This window comes from Mycoplasma sp. AC1221, from assembly GCF_054353815.1.
Map to the genome: position 1 here is coordinate 1 of NZ_JBTHHH010000003.1, position 20,717 is coordinate 20,717.

At 27.3% G+C, this 20,717-nt stretch carries 15 protein-coding genes; 10 read left to right on the forward strand and 5 right to left on the reverse strand.

The genetic code is table 4. The features are described from left to right. Positions 1-733 precede the first annotated feature (733 nt). The 7 genes from ACXYRK_RS00710 to gpmI all read left to right on the forward strand — a co-directional run bounded on the left by ACXYRK_RS00710 (position 734) and on the right by gpmI (position 12,025). Positions 734-1,126, forward strand: a complete 393-nt coding sequence (locus ACXYRK_RS00710; RefSeq protein WP_458617542.1) for a hypothetical protein — start codon at positions 734-736, stop codon at positions 1,124-1,126. A 23-nt stretch (positions 1,127-1,149) separates the two neighbouring features. Beyond that, positions 1,150-2,613, forward strand: coding sequence for a DNA methyltransferase (locus ACXYRK_RS00715; protein ID WP_458617614.1), 1,464 nt, complete (start codon positions 1,150-1,152; stop codon positions 2,611-2,613). Between the two features lies 1 nt (position 2,614). After that, positions 2,615-5,089 (forward strand): DEAD/DEAH box helicase family protein, encoded by a 2,475-nt coding sequence (locus ACXYRK_RS00720; protein WP_458617544.1) that lies wholly within the window; start codon positions 2,615-2,617, stop codon positions 5,087-5,089. Next, positions 5,076-6,692 carry a site-specific DNA-methyltransferase gene (locus ACXYRK_RS00725; protein ID WP_458617546.1) on the forward strand — a complete coding sequence of 539 codons (1,617 nt, stop codon included), beginning with the start codon at positions 5,076-5,078 and terminating at the stop codon, positions 6,690-6,692. Before ACXYRK_RS00720 ends, ACXYRK_RS00725 begins: the two co-directional genes overlap by 14 nt. A gap of 106 nt (positions 6,693-6,798) precedes the next feature. Further along, positions 6,799-8,196: a DUF2130 domain-containing protein gene (locus ACXYRK_RS00730; RefSeq protein ID WP_458617548.1), complete on the forward strand. Its 1,398-nt coding sequence runs from the start codon at positions 6,799-6,801 to the stop codon at positions 8,194-8,196. 1 nt (position 8,197) lies between these two features. Then, positions 8,198-10,480 (forward strand): UU173 family protein, encoded by a 2,283-nt coding sequence (locus ACXYRK_RS00735; protein ID WP_458617550.1) that lies wholly within the window; start codon positions 8,198-8,200, stop codon positions 10,478-10,480. Between the two features lie 39 nt (positions 10,481-10,519). Then, on the forward strand, positions 10,520-12,025 hold the full coding sequence (gene gpmI / locus ACXYRK_RS00740) for a 2,3-bisphosphoglycerate-independent phosphoglycerate mutase (protein WP_458617552.1): 1,506 nt from the start codon (positions 10,520-10,522) through the stop codon (positions 12,023-12,025). A gap of 46 nt (positions 12,026-12,071) precedes the next feature. On the opposite strand, the gene gyrB is transcribed toward gpmI, so the two are convergent. The 5 genes from gyrB to ACXYRK_RS00765 all read right to left on the reverse strand — a co-directional run bounded on the left by gyrB (position 12,072) and on the right by ACXYRK_RS00765 (position 17,718). Next, complete coding sequence (gene gyrB, locus ACXYRK_RS00745) at positions 12,072-14,024, reverse strand: DNA topoisomerase (ATP-hydrolyzing) subunit B (RefSeq protein ID WP_458617553.1); 1,953 nt, start codon at positions 14,022-14,024, stop codon at positions 12,072-12,074. 78 nt (positions 14,025-14,102) lie between these two features. Continuing rightward, positions 14,103-14,702 (reverse strand): thermonuclease family protein, encoded by a 600-nt coding sequence (locus tag ACXYRK_RS00750; RefSeq protein WP_458617555.1) that lies wholly within the window; start codon positions 14,700-14,702, stop codon positions 14,103-14,105. 121 nt (positions 14,703-14,823) lie between these two features. Continuing rightward, complete coding sequence (locus tag ACXYRK_RS00755; RefSeq protein WP_458598005.1) at positions 14,824-15,651, reverse strand: deoxyribonuclease IV; 828 nt, start codon at positions 15,649-15,651, stop codon at positions 14,824-14,826. Continuing rightward, positions 15,644-16,747 carry a potassium channel family protein gene (locus ACXYRK_RS00760; RefSeq protein WP_458598006.1) on the reverse strand — a complete coding sequence of 368 codons (1,104 nt, stop codon included), beginning with the start codon at positions 16,745-16,747 and terminating at the stop codon, positions 15,644-15,646. The genes ACXYRK_RS00755 and ACXYRK_RS00760 overlap by 8 nt, the downstream gene beginning before the upstream one ends. Continuing rightward, positions 16,747-17,718 (reverse strand): LacI family DNA-binding transcriptional regulator, encoded by a 972-nt coding sequence (locus tag ACXYRK_RS00765; protein WP_458598008.1) that lies wholly within the window; start codon positions 17,716-17,718, stop codon positions 16,747-16,749. The genes ACXYRK_RS00760 and ACXYRK_RS00765 overlap by 1 nt, the downstream gene beginning before the upstream one ends. 180 nt (positions 17,719-17,898) lie before the next feature. On the opposite strand from ACXYRK_RS00765, the gene ACXYRK_RS00770 reads away from it, so the two are divergent. The 3 genes from ACXYRK_RS00770 to ACXYRK_RS00780 are packed head-to-tail and all read left to right on the forward strand — an operon-like array spanning position 17,899 to position 20,626. After that, a complete protein-coding gene (locus ACXYRK_RS00770) occupies positions 17,899-18,699 on the forward strand; it encodes an energy-coupling factor transporter ATPase (RefSeq protein ID WP_458614785.1) in 801 nt (266 codons plus the stop codon). Then, positions 18,690-19,601: an energy-coupling factor transporter ATPase gene (locus tag ACXYRK_RS00775; protein ID WP_458598011.1), complete on the forward strand. Its 912-nt coding sequence runs from the start codon at positions 18,690-18,692 to the stop codon at positions 19,599-19,601. Before ACXYRK_RS00770 ends, ACXYRK_RS00775 begins: the two co-directional genes overlap by 10 nt. Continuing rightward, a complete protein-coding gene (locus tag ACXYRK_RS00780) occupies positions 19,601-20,626 on the forward strand; it encodes an energy-coupling factor transporter transmembrane component T family protein (RefSeq protein WP_458617557.1) in 1,026 nt (341 codons plus the stop codon). The genes ACXYRK_RS00775 and ACXYRK_RS00780 overlap by 1 nt, the downstream gene beginning before the upstream one ends. The last annotated feature ends 91 nt before the right edge of the window (positions 20,627-20,717 follow it).

Sequence of the window (20,717 nt, forward strand, 5' to 3'; positions counted from 1 at the left end):
TTAATATTTTTGGGCGCGGACACCCCTAGGGGTGTTGGTTAATCCTATTAATAAACAAAAAGATTAACAGAATTAATTGTTAATCTTTTTGTCCTACTTTAAATTAAATTATAATGGAATTTATTTTATAAGTCATGCCTTTGGTTTTCAAGGGTTTGCTTTTTATAATTTTTTCATAAATATTCTGTGTTTTTCTTTAAATTTCTTTGTTTTTTTGTAATATTGATTTGATTCTTTAAGAAAAGAATTTGTTTACTATATGGAAAGCAGGTATTATGAGAATTGCAGGATATTGAAGAAGATGAGAAAGTCGTTTTATAAGCAGTTTACTAGTTACGGTAACCTTTGGAATTATGGGAATAGTTTTACTAATTAATTTTATACAAGGTAAACAAAATTTAGGGATGAATGCTGTTAATATTACATATAGTCATGGAAGTGGAGAATGTTAAAATTATGACTTTTTAGAGCTATATGAAGAATGCTTATTTTTACATTTATCATAGACTTTTTTACTATTATAATAAAAAAAGGAACATTTCCTGAAAAGTGAGCAGATAACTATATAGTTATTAGAGATTAATTTTCCATATATAATACCTTTGATTCATTCAAAGGTATTTATTTTTATATTTTTCTTTCCTTTTCTCTGTATGAATTTCTTTTTAGTTTAAATATAGTAAAGTCTTTGAGATCATAGTAAAATATTTACATAATATATGTAAGGAGAATCATGACAAAAAACAAAACTAAGTTAACTGCTAAAGAAACTAAATCTTTAGAAATACTAAAAAATCAATATAAACAAATTATCGATGATCTTTCACCGACAGAATTTAATAAAGATCAAAAAGATCTTGCTAAAGAAATCATTGATAATTGCACAAATCCAAATAACATACAATATATTTTTCAATTTATTGCACAGAGGGTAAAAACAGGTTTTACCTTTGATGCAGCACCCGAAAGCAATAGCAAAACTATTGCTATCTTAAGAAAAGATGATAAATTATCTTTTAATTTTGATGATAAAATGCCAAAAGACCAAAACACATTAATCATAGGTGAAAACTATGATGCATTAAAGAATCTAATACTCATAGAGAGAGAGAGAGAGCGGGGTTAGATTATAAATATGATGTAATTTATATCGATCCTCCTTACAACACTGAAAGATCTGCATCAGATGGAAATAATGTTGCAGATGATACTGAAAACAAGAAAAACAAAACTTTAATTTACCGTGATAAATATACTAGAAACGGTTGATTAAATATGATGAACGAACGATTTCGTATGGCAAGAGAACTTCTCAAAGATGATGGAGTTATTTTTGTTTCAATCGATGATAACCAACAAGCATATTTGAAAATTTTAATGGATGAAATTTTTGGTGAAAATAATTTTGTAGCATCATGTATATGAGTAAATAACTTTGGAGGAAGAAGTGATAAAAATAACGTTGCTTCTTGTCATGAATATATACATATTTATGCTAAAAACATAGACAATTTAAGTTTTAAAAAAGTCGGGATTCAAGAAAATACAAACAAATGAAAATTTAACGAAAAATTAAATTTATATGAAAAAGAATTATATCCATTGCAAAAAGGTGGTGGAGCAGAAACATTAAATGAGAGACCAAATATGGGTTATATTATTTGATGAAACAAAGAAACAAATGAGTTTATTATTGATAATGATGGTATAAAAAATAAGGTAAGCGATAAAACATCAAGTAGTGATTTCAACTTTATATATGACTTTAATACACCAAAACGAAAAACTCTTTTAGAATCGGGATTTATACATATCACTCCTGCTATAAAAAAGAATAAGAACAAGTTAGGCCGTTGAAGGGTTGGACTAGATAAAGTTCAATTACTTATAAAAGAAAATAAATTAAAGGTAAAAACAACTAAAGATTCGAACATTGTTTATGAATATGAACATTCTGAATTTATTCCGAATAAAAGTTATCAAAAATTTAAATCAGTTATTGCTAACTTTTCGTTTAATGAACTTTTAGATGATTTATATTGAGATAAAAGCATTTTTTCATCAATAGATTCGTCAGGTGGAACAACAGAATTCACAAATATTATAAAACCAGCAGATGGAATGTTTAATAATCCAAAACCAGTAAATATTATTAAATTATTAATAAATTTACATCCCAATATAAACCTTAGAATTTTAGACTTCTACGCCGGTTCTGGAACAACCGGTCATGCTACTTTACAATTAAATCGTGAAGATGGGGGTAACAGGACTTTCACACTTGTTACAAATAATGAAAACAGCATTGGTAGAGATATAAACTATGAAAGGTTAAGAAGAATAAACACGAGAACTAATTTAAATAAGAATGAATATAATCTCACTTGATACAAAAACAACGATCCATATAATTCTAATTTAAATGTATATTGACTTGATAATGATGATTATATTGATATAAGTTTATTTTCAAACATTACTGTTAAAGAAATAGAAGAAAAATGAAAAAACCTAATTAAAAATTTCGGTGTACAAGAAACTAATTTTGATAAAGATGATTTACTTACTGAACTTTTAACCTTAAAACCTTTAATTAAGGATGGTAAAAATTAGTATGAAACTCATAAAACCACAAGAAAAAGTAGTAAAACAACTTTGTAGAGAAGCACAAGGTCATCTTAAATCCATAAATATAAATGATGAAAATCCTCAAGGTAAAACAGTATATTTTAAAGCACCTACTGGTTCTGGTAAAACCTTTATGATGCTAAATTTCATTCACCAAATGATTGTATGAAATAAAACACATTTTAATAAAGACAAAATAATCTTCATTGTTACAACTTTATCTGTTGCCAAACTACCAGAACAACTAGAAAATAATTTCAATGAATATAAAAGAACCTTAATAAATAATAAAAATTTTCCAATCGAACGAATTGAATCTCCTTCAAATAAGAAAAATTATTCAAGAGAAACCAATTATCAGTTTTTAGCAGCAAATAATAAGGTTTTTATTATAGGTTCTTCATCTTATACTAAAAACACTATCTTAAAAGAAAAAAAAGCTATTGAAAACCTTCTCGATGAAATTAAAAATAAAAATTATAAATTAATCTATATCAGGGATGAAGCACATATAGGTTCTGATATAGATAAATCAAAAGGAAATGCTAAAAAAGAACAGACTAATCTAGATGGTTTTGAAAATTTAATGCAATCTAGAGCACATTTTACTGTAAAAATGACTGCAACACCAAAAGATTACAAAAATCTTATCGAACTAACTGAAAAAGATTTAATGGAAGCAGATATAAAATTATTAAAGACTCAAAAAGTATTTAATAAAGGATTAGGTAATTATAAAGACGGTGATATCGACTTGGAAACAATTTTAAATATCGCATGTAAAGAATTTAAAGAAGTTAAAGCAAGATATAATGATGCAAAAAATGAACCAGATTTAGTCGGGATTAATGCTGCAATGCTTATCCAAGTCGATAACAGCAGCAACATAGATTCTGATAAAAAAGATGAATTCAATAAAAATCTAAGCAAGATAAAAGAAATTTTAAATAAACATAATTTAAAATTTGTGCAATATTTTGATGATGATATTAATGAAAAACAACTTAGAACAAAAGATGGTTATTCGTTGAAAGACGTTTCTAAGAAGTCCGATAATACCGATGTAATTATCTTTAAAATAGGGGGTTCAACAGGTTGAAACATCCCAAGAGCTTGTATGTTGGTGCAACTTCGTAATATTTCGTCTAGCACCTTACCTATTCAAACCATAGGTAGAATCAAACGTAATCCTGTACCAAAAAAGAATCAAAAAGAAAACTCAGAAGCACTAAAATACTATATTTACAGCAATGTCGATCACGAACGTGGAGAAACAAAACAGTTGTATTTAAAAAAAGAATATAAAGATGAAAAATTTGTCACCGGACAATTAGAAAACTTTAATACAATTAAAAAAGAAAACCATGCAGAATATGAATTAAAAGTTCAAAATCTTATCAAAAACTTTAACGATACAAATATAAAAACTTTTATAACCAGAAAAGATAATATTATTAATGAATATCAACAGAAAGGTTATATAGTTGCTGAAACAGAAAAATACGGAAACAAAGAAATTAATACTGAAATAATAGAAAATAAAATTGATATGGAACAATATAACTTGTGACAGATTGATAAAAACAGCAATTATCTTACTGGAAATATTTTAACTATAATAGATGCTTTATATCAAAGAATTGTTGATTTTTGTAAAGAAAAAGATAATACACCTGATAAGAATAAGGATGAAAATAAATATTTTGATTACACAATTTACAGATACATTTTTATCAAAAACTATCTTAATGACATTGTAAATATTTATAAAGATGTAAAAAAGAAAATGCTTGATGAAGATAAAATAGATTTTATTTTAACTGGGGATAATACTCTTCCTGAACAAATACCAGTATATATGGAAAAACATTTCAATGAATGTTCAAACTGTCTTACCGTTCCTAAGGACTTTAAATATGCATACACAGATAAAAATGAATCAACAATTAATATAGGGCTCGATTCTAATCCAGAGATTATTTTTGCTAACCATATAAAAGATTTGATTAAGTTTAATAAGGATCTAAGAAATAAACTAAAAATATGAACTAAAAACCCTGTATTCGATGGTATAAAATTTGAATACCTTGATTCAGAACTTAGAAAAACATCAAGTTACACAGATTTTATTTTGAAATACCAAACACATCATATTTATATAGAAGTTAAAAGCGAAAACGATATTAACCCAGAAAAAACAGAAAATATTCTTAATGCTTACAAAAAATATATTGAAAAGTATTTAGAAAAAAATAATCAAAATAATAAAAATATCAATTTAACTCTTTTGGTAGCAAAAGTTGATACTAATACCAATAATATTAAAATTTCTTATTACGGTGATTCAACCATTTCTTCTGTAAAAGAAATATTAGAGATAAATAATATCGAATTGGTAGATATAATAAAAGCAGAATTAGAAAATTCTCCTACTCAAAAGGAGAATAATGAACAAAACTAGTGTAAAGAAATCTAAATTACAAAAGAATTTAGATGAACTAAAGAAACAAGAAAAAGCTAGAATTGATGAGCTTTCTTCAACTGAATTTAACCAAGACCAAAAAGAAATTGCTAAAGAAATTATTGATAATATTACTAATCCAAATAGAGTGCAATATATCTCACAATTTATTATTCAAAGAGTAAAAATGGGTTTTACCTTCGATGCAGCACCTGAGTCAGATAGTAAAACTATTGCTATTTTAAGAAAAGATGATCAATTATCATTTAATTTTGATAATAAACCTCCAAAAGATCAAAACACCTTAATCATAGGTGAAAACTATGATGCATTAAAGAATCTCATATTAATTGAAAGACATAGACAAAGAAACGGATTAGATTTTAATTACGATGTTATTTATATCGATCCCCCTTATAATACCGAAAGTTCATTAAAAGATGGAAATAAATTAGCAAATGATAAAGAAAACATTGCAGCAAAATCATTTAGTTACCGTGATAAATTCACACAAAATGGTTGACTAAATATGATGAATGAAAGGTTAAAACTAGCAAGAGAATTATTAAAAGATGATGGGGTAATTTTTGTTTCAATTGATAACAATGAACAAGCATATTTAAAGGTTTTAATGGATGAAATATTTGGAGAAGTGAATTTTGTTGATTCTTTGGTATGAAAATCTGTAAATAGTGTTCTCAAACAATCAAAACTTATAAGAAATGATCACGAATATATTCTTTTATATGCAAAGAAAATATCCGAGGTTGTATTCTTAAGACAGAAAAATACAATGAATTTTCAAAATCCCGATAATGACCCAAAAGGAAACTGATTCAGTAGCAATGCAGCCAGTCCTAATCAAATTAGTAATAAAAATAAATTCCCTATTTCTCTTCCTGGTGGCAAAGAATGCATTAGAAATTGAAAATTTTCATATGATGATTATAAAAATGGTACTGTTTCGTTATATTTTAATGGAAACAATGTTCCAAGATTAAAAATTTATGAATCTGAATACAATATAAATTCAAAAGTTCAATCAAGTATATTTGAGAACCTTGGTTCTTTGACCAGTGCAAAAAGAGAAATAGAATCAATTTTAGATAAAAACTCAAAATTTCAAACACCAAAACCAACTACATTAATTAAACATATTCTAAAATTACTTAACAAAAACTCTCGTGTTTTAGACTTTTACGCAGGCTCTGGAACAACTGGACATGCTGTTTTAGAACTAAACCGTGAAGATGGTGGAAACAGAACTTTTACACTTGTTACAAATAATGAAAATAGTATTGGTATTGATGTAACCTATCAAAGATTAAGAAGAATAAATACAAATACAGATCTAATTGGTAATGAAATTAATTGTAAGTGATATCAAAAAAATGAACCTTATAATTCTAATTTAAATGTCTACTGACTTAACGAAAAAGAAGATTATATCAATATAGGATTAGAATCATCAAACAATGTTAAAGATTTAAAAGAAAAATGACTAAGTCTTATTAAGAACTTTGGTATAGATAATTCTAAATTTGATTATGATGAACTACTAACTGAATTATTAACCTTAAAACCTTATAAAAAGAATGACTAGAATCGGTGTACTAATAATTAAAATACAAGAAAATTTCTTGTATTTTATTTGCTTTTGTTAAACTATATATATAATTATTAAAATAATTATATATTAAGGAGGTGGCATGCAAGTTAAATCAAAAAAAATTAATATTAAAATTAAAGATATTCAAAACCTTGAATTCTTCATCGATGATATTAATGTTTCAGATGGAGATTATTTTAATTTAAACGATATTCTGAACCAAGATCTAAAAAAAATTACAGATGAAACAGGTAAAATCAGGGAACAAATTATACAAAATGAAAAAAATCGACTTACTAAAGAAATACAAGAAAATTTAGAAAAAACTTTCACAAGAGAAATAAAGAATTCAAAAGAATACAATGAACTAAAAAATCAAAAAGATAATGAAATTAATAAACTTATAATTGAAAATGTTGAAAAAACACAAAAACTTGAAAACGAACTTAGGGATAATTATTACAAGCAACTCGAGCAAGAAAGAGATAAGTTAAAAGATAAATTTGAAGCAGAAAAGAAAGATTATAAAAATACTATTTTAAATAAAGAAATTGAAAACATAAAACTTAAACTTCAACAACAACATCAAAAACAATTGATGGAATTAGAAAATAAACTTCAAATTTTAAATGTAGAAAAGCAATCACTTCTAGAAAAGAACGAAAAACTACTTGCTGAATTTGAAGACAAAAAACAGTTATCAACTAAACTTCAAACCGAGTTAGAAACCCTACAAAAATATAGATATAATAAATCAACCAAGGAATATGGTGAGGAATTTGAGAATCATATTTTTAATAAACTCGCAGAAGGCTTTGCTTTTTCAGAAGATGTTAGTTTTGAGAAAACCACCAAACATATAAACAATAGAAAACCCGATTTTAAAATAGATTTTAAAGATTTAAATATCTTAGATGACGATAAAAATTCATATGGGACTATTATAATTGAAGCAAAAAATAGAATTACCGAACAAGGATCAAGAAGAAACAAAGACTTTATTGAAAAACTCGAACAAGATCGAAAAAACTTTAAGGCTGATTTTGCAATTTTAGTCACTGAATTAGAACCTAATAGCGTTCTTTATATTGAAAAAATTTCAGGTTATAACGAGATATTTATTGTTCGTGATGTTGCTTTAATAAATCTTATTTCATTATTAAAAAACATCTTACAAATAAAATATTCATTAAATGCAGACAAAATAGAATTTAATAGTAAAAAAGTAATACTTGAGAAATTCAACGACTTTGTAGAAAAAAATATATTAAATCATATCGAGAAATCAAACAAAGAAATTGAAGGTATTATTGAAAATGCAGATAAGATGCGAAAACTTTTATCTAGCATAGAAGATAGTGCAAATAATATAGCGCATAAACATTTTTCAAAAATGCAGCGTAAGATAAGTGATTTTGGAAAATCCGAATTTATTAAAGAAATTGCTAAACTTGAAAAAGCAGAGCAAAAACTAATCGAGAAAAAGGAATCTGAATAAAATGCAAAAGCAGCAAAATAAAATTACATGAAATATTTTTAAACGCGTTTTTGGTAATAATCCTGCATTAATTTGAAATAACGATTCTCTTATTAATGATATAAAACAAGAATATCAAAAAAGATGAAACAGAACTTGAGAAAACATCGAAATAACTAACGAAGAAGATGATGAGCAATTTGTTAATTTTGATTATGAATTTTTCGAAAATCACGATATTGATGCATTACACGAATTAAATTTAGATTCTGTTAGTGATACAGAAACATATATAAAAGTAAATAAAGATAGTTATGATAATTATTTAAAAGATGCATTAAATTGATATTTAAATAAATATAATATTAAAAATTCACAAGTTAAATTTATTTCATCGAAAAGTGACTATCAAACCAAGCATATCGATACATTAAAAGCTATCAAGGATAATGAAATAGATTTAATCTTTAACGGAACTTTATATGATGTATCAGGCGATTTTGATTATATTGCACCTTTCTTTATTTATCATAAATCCTTGAACAAATTAGTTTTATTAAGTTATACAGCAAGATGTAAATATGAAATGTATTACAAACATTTCTATATTTATCAAATTTTTAAGACAAACAATATTAATATTAAAGATATGTCAGTTTTAATAATAAATCCCTGAGATAGAATACATCGTAAGGTACAAAAAGGTAAAATAAACTTTTATGAATCTTTTGCTGCTGATGTTGCAAAATCTATCCGTAAAATTTCTAAGGATAATCCTAGCACATATCAAAAACATATGTTTGAAGCATTAGTAAGAACAGGGGATATTAATTTGAAATTAGGTTTTGACCATAATGAAAACAGCCATTTAGAATTTATTAATGTTATCAAAAGAAATGGTATTTCATTTTCTCAAAAAACTGCTGATATACTTCATTCAACTGATGAAAAACTTTTTATTATTGACAATCTTTCAAAAGAAATTACCATTGAATTTCGTTCTTTTAAGATATATAAAAAAATTATTGAAAAAGCTTTTAATGAATTTAACAACAAAAGCAACTTTGATGCAATATATAAGTTCTTATCGACTGAAAAAGATAAAAAAATCGAATCTGTAATAAGCTGATTGAATAACACATTAGACTATCAAACAAATTCACAAAAAATATGAATTGATGAATGAAACTTTATTAATAAAGAACAAAAAATTGCTTTATATAAACTGTTTATAGGTCCAAATTTTGATGAAATTTCTTTTTCTTTCTTTAGTAAAAAAGAAAAAGAGAATTTAGTTGAATTTACAAAAAAAATAGAACTATATAATAAGAATATTAACTTTTTTAACTTAGATGCTTTGACAAAAATTCTCCCTTTACATCAAAAAGATGCTCGGATCTGTTGATATGATTATGAGGGTTTTTCTGACTTATATCCTCCTTTAAATAATATTGCTCCATATAATCAATTAGTAAATCAAGTTTCTGTTATTATAACTAAAAATGGTATCGAAGAAAAAGTTGAAAATATTGTAATAGATACAAAAGGTTTGACTATATATAATTTAGTTGATTTAATCGATGTCATTTATTCAAATAAAGCAGATTGATTTGTTGTATATAACAAAAATTATGAAAATGCACGCAATAAAGAGATTAAGGATTTGGTTACTGAAAATTATCTAAACAACAAAGAATTTGAACAATACATTGATCAAAAATATAAAAGCATTCATTATTTTGCTGGTATGGTGGATTGAATTAATAATCACACAATTGATTTAGCTGATTGTTTTAAAAATTCAAAGCAAGAGAAAAACAATTATGAAAAAATTACTGCTTTTTACGAAGATGGTAATAACATAAAAACAACAAAAGTTGATAAAGATTTTATTAAAGAAAACATAATAACTACTAAAAAACTAATTCATATCAACTTCCTAAAATACTATTTTTCTATTAAGAAAATAGAAAAATACATCACTCATATGAATTTTGATCTGAAAAACAAAATCACACCTTATTCAGAACTTGTAATTCAAAAAGGAACAATGGCAATGGAAGCTGCTATATTAAGATATTTAGGTGCAACCAATGATGCTGTATGACAAAACAATATCGTTCCTAACTTAAAAAAATATTGTGAAAATGATGTTCGTGCAATGATGATGGTGTATGATTTTATAATGTTTTTATTTTCTAAAGCATACGATAATTTATCCGAATTTGAATATCAACTTAAAATGGTTGAAAATATGGAATATACAGTTATAGATGGAAAATTATCTGTTGCAACAAAAAGATAATTTGTGGTACAATATCTATTAAATATATTGAGGTTTAATATGAAAAAAGTTATTTTAATAGTTATAGATGGATTAGGATTACGTAGGGAAATCCAAGGAAACGGTTTTGCTTTAGCAAATACACCAACCTTTGATAAATTATTTGCTGAATACCCTAATTCATTAATTCAGGCTTCTGGTGAGTTTGTAGGATTACCAAAAGGACAAATGGGTAATTCAGAAGTTGGACATCTAAATATTGGTGCAGGAATAATTGTGTATACAGGATTATCATTAATTAACAAAGCTTTAAAAGATGGAACTTTTAAATCTGCTCCAGCATTTGTAAAAGCATTCGAGGATGTTAAAAAGAATAATTCAACACTTCATCTAATGGGACTTTTATCTCCAGGTGGTGTTCACTCATTAGAAACACATTTATTTGAACTTCTAGATGCAGCATACGAATATGGACTTAAAAAAGTTTCTGTACATGCTTTTGGTGATGGTCGCGATGTTGCACCTCGTTCAATCAAAGCATCAATGCAAAAACTACAAGATATCTGTGATAAATATAATTACAACATCGCAACCGTTTCTGGTCGTTTTTATGCAATGGACCGTGATAAAATGTTTGATCGTGTTGAAAAAGCATACACAACTTTATTAGGTAATTCGCAAAATAAATATCAAAATGCTCTTGATTATGTTGATTCGCAATATGCTAATGATATTTCAGATGAGTTTTTTATACCTGCACAAAAAGCAAACCTATCAGCAGATTCCTTTGTAAAAGATGGCGATTCAATTATTTTCTTTAACTTCCGTCCTGACCGAGCTAGACAACTAACTCATTTATTAATTGGTTCACCTTTATACGAAAATAAACCGTCACAACCTGTTAAAATTAACCAATTTGTTTCAATGATGAAATATGAAGGAATTCAAACAAATATTGCATTTGATGAAATGGAAATTAATATGCCTATTGGTAGGGTTTTGGAAGAAGCAGGTGTAAGTCAATTACGTGTTGCTGAAACACAAAAATATGCACATGTGACTTACTTTATGGACGGGGGGAAAGACATTGTGTTTAAAAACTCAAAAAGAATTATGGTTGATTCATTGAAGGTAGAATCATATGCTGATGCACCACATATGTCTGCTGAAGGTATTACCGATGAGTTATTAAAAAATGCTTTAGATTTTGATGTTACTATTATGAACTTTGCTAACCCTGATATGGTAGGACATACCGGAAATCTTAAATCTACTATTGAAGCAGTAAGTTTTTTAGATACACAAATTAAAAGAATTATTGATTGAGCACAAAGCAACAATATCACTGTATTTATAACAGCTGATCACGGAAATGCAGAAATAACTGAAGATGAAAGCGGAAAACCAGCAACCAAACATACAAGTAGTCCTGTTATGCTTATTTGCACCGATAAATCAGTAAAATTAAAAGATGGATGTCTAGCTAATATTTCACCAACTTTATTAGATTATCTAAATATCCCAAAACCAAAACAAATGGATGAAGAATCGTTATTGATTAAATAACCATATGCTAATGTAATTTATAAAAGTACCTAATTAATAGGTGCTTTTATAAATCAATATTTTTAACATATTTTGCATTATTTTCTATAAATTGTTTACGTGGTAAAACATTTTCACCCATAAGAATTTCAAAAATACGGTCTGCTCTTACTGCATCTTCGATTTGAACTTGTAACATTTTGCGGTTTTTCGGGTTCATTGTTGTGTCTCAAAGTTGAATAGGGTCCATTTCCCCAAGTCCTTTGTAGCGTTGAATTGTTATTTTTTGACTCTGATTAAATTTAGCAATAATTTCTTCTTTTTGTTGGTCATTAAAAGCATATTCTACCGTTCTTCCTTGTGAAATCTTATATAAAGGAGGTTGCGCGATGTAGATAAATCCATATTCTATTAAAGGTTTAAAATAACGATAGAAGAATGTTAATAATAAAGTTCTAATGTGTGCACCATCGACATCAGCATCTGTCATTATAACTATTTTATGGTATCTTAATTTATTAATGTTAAAGGTTTCACCCAATCCTGTTCCTAATGCTGTAATAAGCGACATTATTTCTTCATTTCCAAACACTCTTTCTTGTCTGGTTTTTTCTACATTTAGGATTTTTCCGCGAAGTGGTAATATAGCTTGGATATGACGATCACGACCCATCTTAGCTGACCCACCAGCTGAATTTCCTTCGACTATAAATAACTCTGAAATTTCTGCATTTTTTGATGAACAATCTGATAACTTACCTGGTAAACCTCCGCTTTCAAAAACATTCTTTCTACGAGCATTATCTCTTGCTGCATTCGATGCAAGACGTCCTCTACGTGCAGCTATAGCAATTTCTACTATCTTTTTAGCTAAATCGGGATGTTCATTTAAAAAGCGTTCAAAAGCTTCTGAATAAATCTCATTTACTGCTCTACGAGCATCTTTAGAACCTAATTTCGCCTTTGTTTGTCCTTCGAACTGTGGATCAGGGTGTTTTATTGAAATAATCGCTGTCATTCCTTCAATTAAGTCATCACGGGTAAAACGCTCTGATTCATTTTTAAAAATACCTTTTTCTTGAGCATATGAATTGACTAAACGCATTATTGAATCATAAAAACCAGATATATGTGTCCCACCTTCAATTGTTAGAATATTATTTGTATATGAAATTATATTAGAACGATATAAGTCAAAAAGGTATTGCACAGCTACTTCTACGCCTATAATAACTTCGTTTTGAGTATGTTCATCAATATATTTATATTCTCCTGAAGCATAAATAACATCATTATTCACAGGTTTATAACCTTCATCTACTTCTTTAACATAATCAATTATCCCATTTTCATATTGAAATTCTTGATAAGAATCGTCTCTTTCATCCTTAACTGTAACATGTAACCCTTTATTAAGATGTGCTATTTGTTTAGTATGATCTATTATTATATCTTTATCAAAACTCAACTGCTCCATTATTCTAAAATCAGGATGAAATTGAATTTTGGTTCCAGTCTCACTGGGATCACAATCAGCAATTACACTTGTGGGTGTTAAAGTTTTCCCACCATTATGAAATTCAGCAAAATAAACTTTCCCATTACGTTTAACTCATGCTTTCATCGAATCACTTAAAGCATTAACAACTGAAGCCCCAACACCATGTAAACCCCCACTAACTTTATATGCATTTGATTCAAATTTACCACCAGCATTAAGTTTGGTTAAAACTACTTCTAATGCACTTATACCAAATTTTGGATGAGTATCAGTAGGAATGCCACGACCATCATCTTCTACTATTATATTTTCTTCTTTTGTTATTGTTATATGAATATTTTTTGCATATCCTGCCATTGCTTCATCAACAGAGTTATCTACAATTTCTCAAACCATATGATGAAGTCCTGATTTCGATGTGCTTCCAATATACATCCCTGGCCGCTTACGAACATGTTCTAAACCTTCTAAGTGTTTAATATTTGCTGCACTATAATCTTGTGTATTCTTTGCTGACATATTTTTACTCCTAAAGCATAAATATTTTTTAAATTATACCATTTTTGTTATAAATCCCTTGATTTTGTATAGAAAAACCTATGGTTTCGAGAAAATAGTATATAAATTTTCTTTTCAAAAGCCTTTTAAATTACTTTTTGATATCTCTTGTTTTTTAAGTAATTTTACATACATTTGCTTCATTTCTTCATTATATGTATAGTAAGGTGCTTTAGGATTTTTATCTTGAATATAATGAACTCTAGCAAGTCCTTTTTCTACTAATTTAGCATTAATCGAATTATAAAAATCATCTTTTGTTGATAAATATAAAACGGCAACTACCCTTTTATATTTATCAACTTGAATTTGCTGCATATATATTTTTTTATTTTCAATTAATTCTGATGTATATTGCTTTGCTTTCTGTGCATAATCATTTTCATATTTTTGTAGCTTTTCTTTTTTAAAATCTTTTTGAGTCTCAGGTGTATCAATTCCATAGAGCCGTATATGATATTGTTTATTAAATAAATCAGTTGCTATGATTGTATCACCATCAATAACCTTTTGAACCTTTATAGTAATATATTTATGGTTATTTTGTTTATTATGTTGATATAAAAATAAACAACTTGCAGATGCAGGAACAACCAACACACTTAAAAGAATTCATATTCATTTTTTAATTTTTTTCATATTCGCTCCATTTAAATTATTAATGATTTTTAAACACGAACTAAAAAAGAACAAAAAGCGAACTTATAATCTTTTGTTGTTACCAGAAAGTAAAAAAATGCAGTTTACACTGCAAATCTCTTTATTTACTTAATAATAATGCTATTTCATCTTTGTAAATTGGTCCATCATCTGCTCATGGAGTTTCTAGTATAATAGGAATATTATCAAAATCAGGATCATGAACAAATTTTTTGAGTGTCTCGGTTCCTATTGTTCCTTTTCCGATGTTTGCGTGGCGGTCTTTACGAGAGAAAATTTCGTGCTTTGAATCATTTAAATGTATTACTTTGGTTCTTTCAAGCAGATTTCATCTTTTTAGCTCATTTTTAAAATTTTCATAATCTTGCAAATCATATCCAGAATCCCACATATGACACGTATCTAAACAAACTTGTACTCGTTCTGAATCAACTCAATCTAAAATAAAACGAATTTGCTCAAAATTTGTTCCAATTTCTGTTCCTTTTCCTGCCATTGTTTCAATGCAAATTACTACATCTTTTGTATTTTCAAGTATATATTTAAGTGAATCAACAAGTTGATCAAGTGCTTCTTGTGGTTCAAATTCTGTATATGATCCTGGGTGCAAGACTAATCATTTTAATCCTAAATAATTCATTCTTTTAATTTCTGCTATTAAAAAATCATTTGAAAAAGCATGTTTTGATGGACTTGCTGGATTAATAACATATGGTGCATGAACTATAATATCTTCTTTTGGAATCACATTAGCTCAATTTTCTTCATATTCTTGTAATTTATATTTTTCTACATCTACTCTCTTGGTAGTTTGTGGTGCTCCGAGATAAACCATCATTGTATTCGCACCGTTTTCTTGTGATTCTTTTACTGCCCCAGGTAAATAATGTGGAGCTTTAAAAGAAATGTGAGATCCTAATTTAATCATTGCTTACCTCGTTTTCCGAAGCATTTTGATTTGTTTCATCAATCACTTCAGTGTCCTTTTTTTTATTCTTTTTCTGTATATGTGCTTGCATTTCTGTTAAAAATGCTCCTGCTATAACCCCAGATGGAATAGCTATAATTGCTAAAGCAATCAATGCATTAACTGAAACTATAATTTTTGTAATTGGTGCATGTGGTAGTAAGTCACCATAACCTATTGTAGTTAATGTGATAGTTGAAAAATACAAAGCATCCACAAAATTCTTTACATAACCACTAGATAAATCTTGATAACTTTGATAATTATTTTCAAAATTCGCTAGGTTTGTCTGTAAATTAGGATGTTGTTGTAAGAATTTTTTTGTCTCTATTTCATTTAAATTTTTATAATTTAAAAATTCTTGTCACTGCTTAAAATCAATTTTTTGACTTTCTAATCAGTTTTTTTGCTCATTTTCTAAATATACTGTTTCATTATTTCATATCAATATCGCAAAAACAATTATCACTAAAATTACTAATAACAAAACATATGAGAGCACCTTTTTTTGTTTAGCAAAAACATCTATGATAATCTTAAACGGTGCAAAAAATGCCAACACTATAAATAAACGAATAAATCTAAAAATATTTAAGATTCTAAAGAAATTTATTGCTTTAGATAAAGCAGGTGAAATATGATTACTAAAATCCTCAATCACATGTAATGATGTTAAAATACATAATAAAATAACAATCCCTGTCCCAGAAAAAATAAATTTTACTGTACTTTTTCACAACTGAATATCTTTATTTAAATTATTATAAATCCGATATGTAACTAAGTGTGCAACATAATCAAAGATAAAAAATGCAAAGGTAATAAGTTGTAATGTAGCAACAGCAGGTCCTCAATAAGGCTTAATCTCTTCGGTTGGTGAAACCAAAGAAAAAACTGAAATTAATGAAGCAAAAATTACTAAACCTACATAACCTAAACGAACAAAACGAATACGTTTAAGTTGATTACCTAAAACATCATCTAATTTTTTCGTTGACCAAACAATTGATGTGAAGATTGTTATAAAATTATCATAATGTTTTTTAAATTTTGACATTATCTTCTTGGTTCTAAAATTTCAATAGGAATTATTTTAGAAATAAATTCATGTGTTTCTTTATAAACTGTAATCATATCATCGATTTTAAATCCAATGTTAGGGTAATCAATGAATATTTTTGCTGAATAATTCTTCATATTATCATAAATTGATTGATAACCTATATCTGTAAATGTGTATTCGCGCACCCCTAATGTAACAGTTAAAGTTACATAAACTTCGTGTGTTGAACATATAATATTTTTAATATTGTTCTTTTTAAGGTAATTATTCAAACGAATAATTTCATCAATTTCTTTTTTGGTACTTAGATGAAAATCATGAATTTCTCAACCATTTTCCGAACAAGCTCTCTCGTATCCTTGAATTCTTTCAGCAATTTGTGAATCACTAAGACGATCATCTTTAACAAAAATTGCTTTTCGATCCTTAGGGTGTGTACTTAACATTACTTTGTTAGTTAAATCATAAAAACCTTTGGTCACATCAGGTTTGATTCAATTTATCCCCCGAACTTGATGTCCGTAAACTATAAATGTTGTATCATCTGTTTTACGAATAAAGTCAAATAATTCTTTATCATATTGTGGAATAAATACAACAATTGATCCGGGTTTTCAAGATAATGCATATCTTATTGAATCAATATATTCGGATGTTGAACTGCCTGAATAAGTTGTATTTACTCTTCTTCCTGTTTTTGCACAAGAAATGGTAATTCCACTTACAATAGATGCATATAAATTTTGCGCTCAAATTGGCATAATAATAAATACCGAATTATCACGACCTCGGATTAAACGGGCTCCTTGATTGGGATAATACTCATTTGCTTTTACTACGGCTTGAATTCTTTCTTTTGTTTTTTTAGACACGTATCCGTTGTTATAAAACCTTGAAATAGTTGAAATAGAAACTTTAGATTGTGCTGCTATGTCTTTATATGATAATTGTTTTTTGATATTCATAATTTAGATTATACCATAAATGGTTAAATGTGGAAATTTTCCACAAGTTCTTTTTTGTAGATTACTAAGTAATTTTTTAAATACAAATTCATAAAATAAATGAAAATATTTTATAATTTATTATAAAACATAAACATAAAAATAATTCTTTAAATCTTTCTTTTTTATTAAAATATATATATGATAAAAGTTAATAACATAGTTTTTAGTTATAAACCTGGAATCTTGCAACCTGCATTGAAAAATGTTTCATTTCACATCAGAAAAGGTGAATATATAGCTGTTTTAGGTCATAACGGGAGTGGAAAAAGCACCCTTTCTAAAATTTTGGTTGGTTTGCTCAAACCACAACAAGGTTCGGTTTCTATTGATGGTATCGAATATCATCGCACTACATTGGTTCAGGTTCGCAAAAAAATAGGTATTATTTTTCAAAACCCAGATAACCAGTTTATCGGCTCTTCTGTTGAAGATGATATTGCTTTTGGACTCGAAAATCGATGTGTTAACCCAAAATTAATGAAAGATATTATCTTAAAATGTGCTACACGTGTCGGGATGCAAGATCATCTTGAAAGAGAACCTGAAAACCTTTCTGGTGGTCAAAAACAACGTGTTGCAATCGCCTCAGTTTTAGCATTAGATCCAGATGTTATGATTTTTGATGAAGTTACTTCAATGTTAGATCCAAAAGGTCGTCATGATGTTTTAAATTTAATTAAAGAAATTCGTGATTCAAGACAGAAAACTTTAATTTCCATTACACATAATATGGATGAAGCAATTTTAGCTGATAAATGTTTAGTTTTTTCAAATGGTGAATTAGTAGCATTTGGCTCACCACAAGAAATACTAAATAATAAAGACATAATTGATTTAGCGAAAATTGATTCTCCTTTTATTTATAAACTTAGCGAACTTATTAAAGGAATTAATCCAACCTATAACGAACAGGAGTTAATAGACAATATATGCAAGTAAAAACAAACAAAATTACACATATTTTTAATAAAAGAACTCCTTGAGAATTTACTGCTCTCACTGATGTTTCCTTAGATGTTGCTGATGGTGAATACTTAGGTATTATCGGGTCAACTGGCTCAGGTAAAACTACTTTAATTGAACATCTAAATGGCTTACTTAAACCTTCTTTTGGAACAGTAGAATGAACTTTTTCAACTGATATATATAATAAAAAGTTAAAAAACTACCATACAGAAAAATTTCATATCATAAACGATTCACAAAAACGAAGAAAAATTAAAAACCTAAAAGAAATACGTAAGAAAATCGGGATAGTTTTTCAGTTTGCTGAATACCAACTTTTCAAAAATACTATAAAAGATGACATCGCTTTTGGTCCTATTGCATATGGTGTACCTAAAGAAGAAGCATATCAAAGAGCAAGAAAATGTTTGGAAATGGTAGGATTAGGTTCAGAGTATTTATCTCGCAGTCCTTTTGAGTTGTCGGGTGGACAAAAACGACGCGTTGCTATTGCTGGTATCTTAGCAATGAACCCTGATTTTATGGTTTTTGATGAACCTACTGCTGGATTGGATCCTGTGGGTGTGGTAGAAATCTTGGATATTTTAACCAAACTCAACCAAAGCGGTAAAACCATTATAAATGTTACACATGATTTAGACCATGTCCTAGAAAGAGCAAGTAAAGTTGTTGTTTTAAAAGACGGAAAACTTGTGCGACAAGGACAACCTTATGAAGTTTTAAATGATATTCTTTTTTTAAAAGAAAACAATTTACAGCCTCCCAAATTACTTGAATTTGTCTTTAAATTAAGACAAAACGGATTAGATGTACCTAAGGTAAAATCATTAAAAGAACTTGCTGATTTTATCAATTTATCAAGAGAGGATAAATAATGAAAAGTATTTTTGGTCGTTATATCCCTGGTAATGGTTTTCTTTATAATTTCGATCCCCGTATAAAGGTTTTTTTAACTGTTTTATATATTATAATGGTATTTATTGCTAGTTCATTTATTGATTTATTTGTTATTTTACTTCCTTTGGTAATTATTTATCTAGCATCTACTAAAAAAATTAGACCTTTATTTAAGTTACTTAAACTACCTATTTTTATTTCAGTTGTTATTTTCTTAGTTAATTTATATATAATAAATTCTGAATCAATCTATAATGATCACTATCACAATGAACTTTTTTGAAGTTTTTATACATCTAAATCAGATTTTACCACCCCGATCAGTTGGGAGCAATATTATTTAGGAACTAACTTTGATTATTCAACACTTGTAAAAACATTTGGACAAAATGCGAAAATCCAATATGGTGTTTCTTTAAATTCTATCAACAGAACTTTAGCATTGTTTTTAAGAATTTACATAATGGTTTTAATTACATCTTTGCTTACCAACACAACACGGCCTATTTTATTAAATAAAGCAATCGAAGATTTGATTTATCCTTTAAAATTCTTATTTATTCCAACACATATTATCGCTACAATTATCTCGATTGCTTTGCGTTTTATCCCAACATTAGTAGATGAATCACAAAGAATTATAAAAGCTCAATCTTCACGTGGAGTGGATTTTAAAAATGGTAATTTAAAAGAAAAAATAACCGCATTTACCACCTTAATTATCCCTTTATTTGTTTCATCTTTTCAAAAAGCGGATGATTTAGCAAACTCAATGGAAACTCGTGGTTATGATCCATATGAAAAACGGACAAAATATCGACAAATTAAACCTACTTGAATCGATATATTAGTTTTATTAGCATTTATTGCATTAGCTATAATAATAATTTTTAACTATATTTATTTTAAAAATTATGATTTTAAATTTGGTGCTAACAATACCTTCTCAATAGGTCAATATATACTTCCAAAATGATATCTTGATTTACGGGTAGTAGGTTAATATATTAACAAAATTCATTTATGTCTTTTATATAGTCTTAAATGAATTTTTAAATTAAATTTGATTATAAAAATTTTTTTATTATAATTTA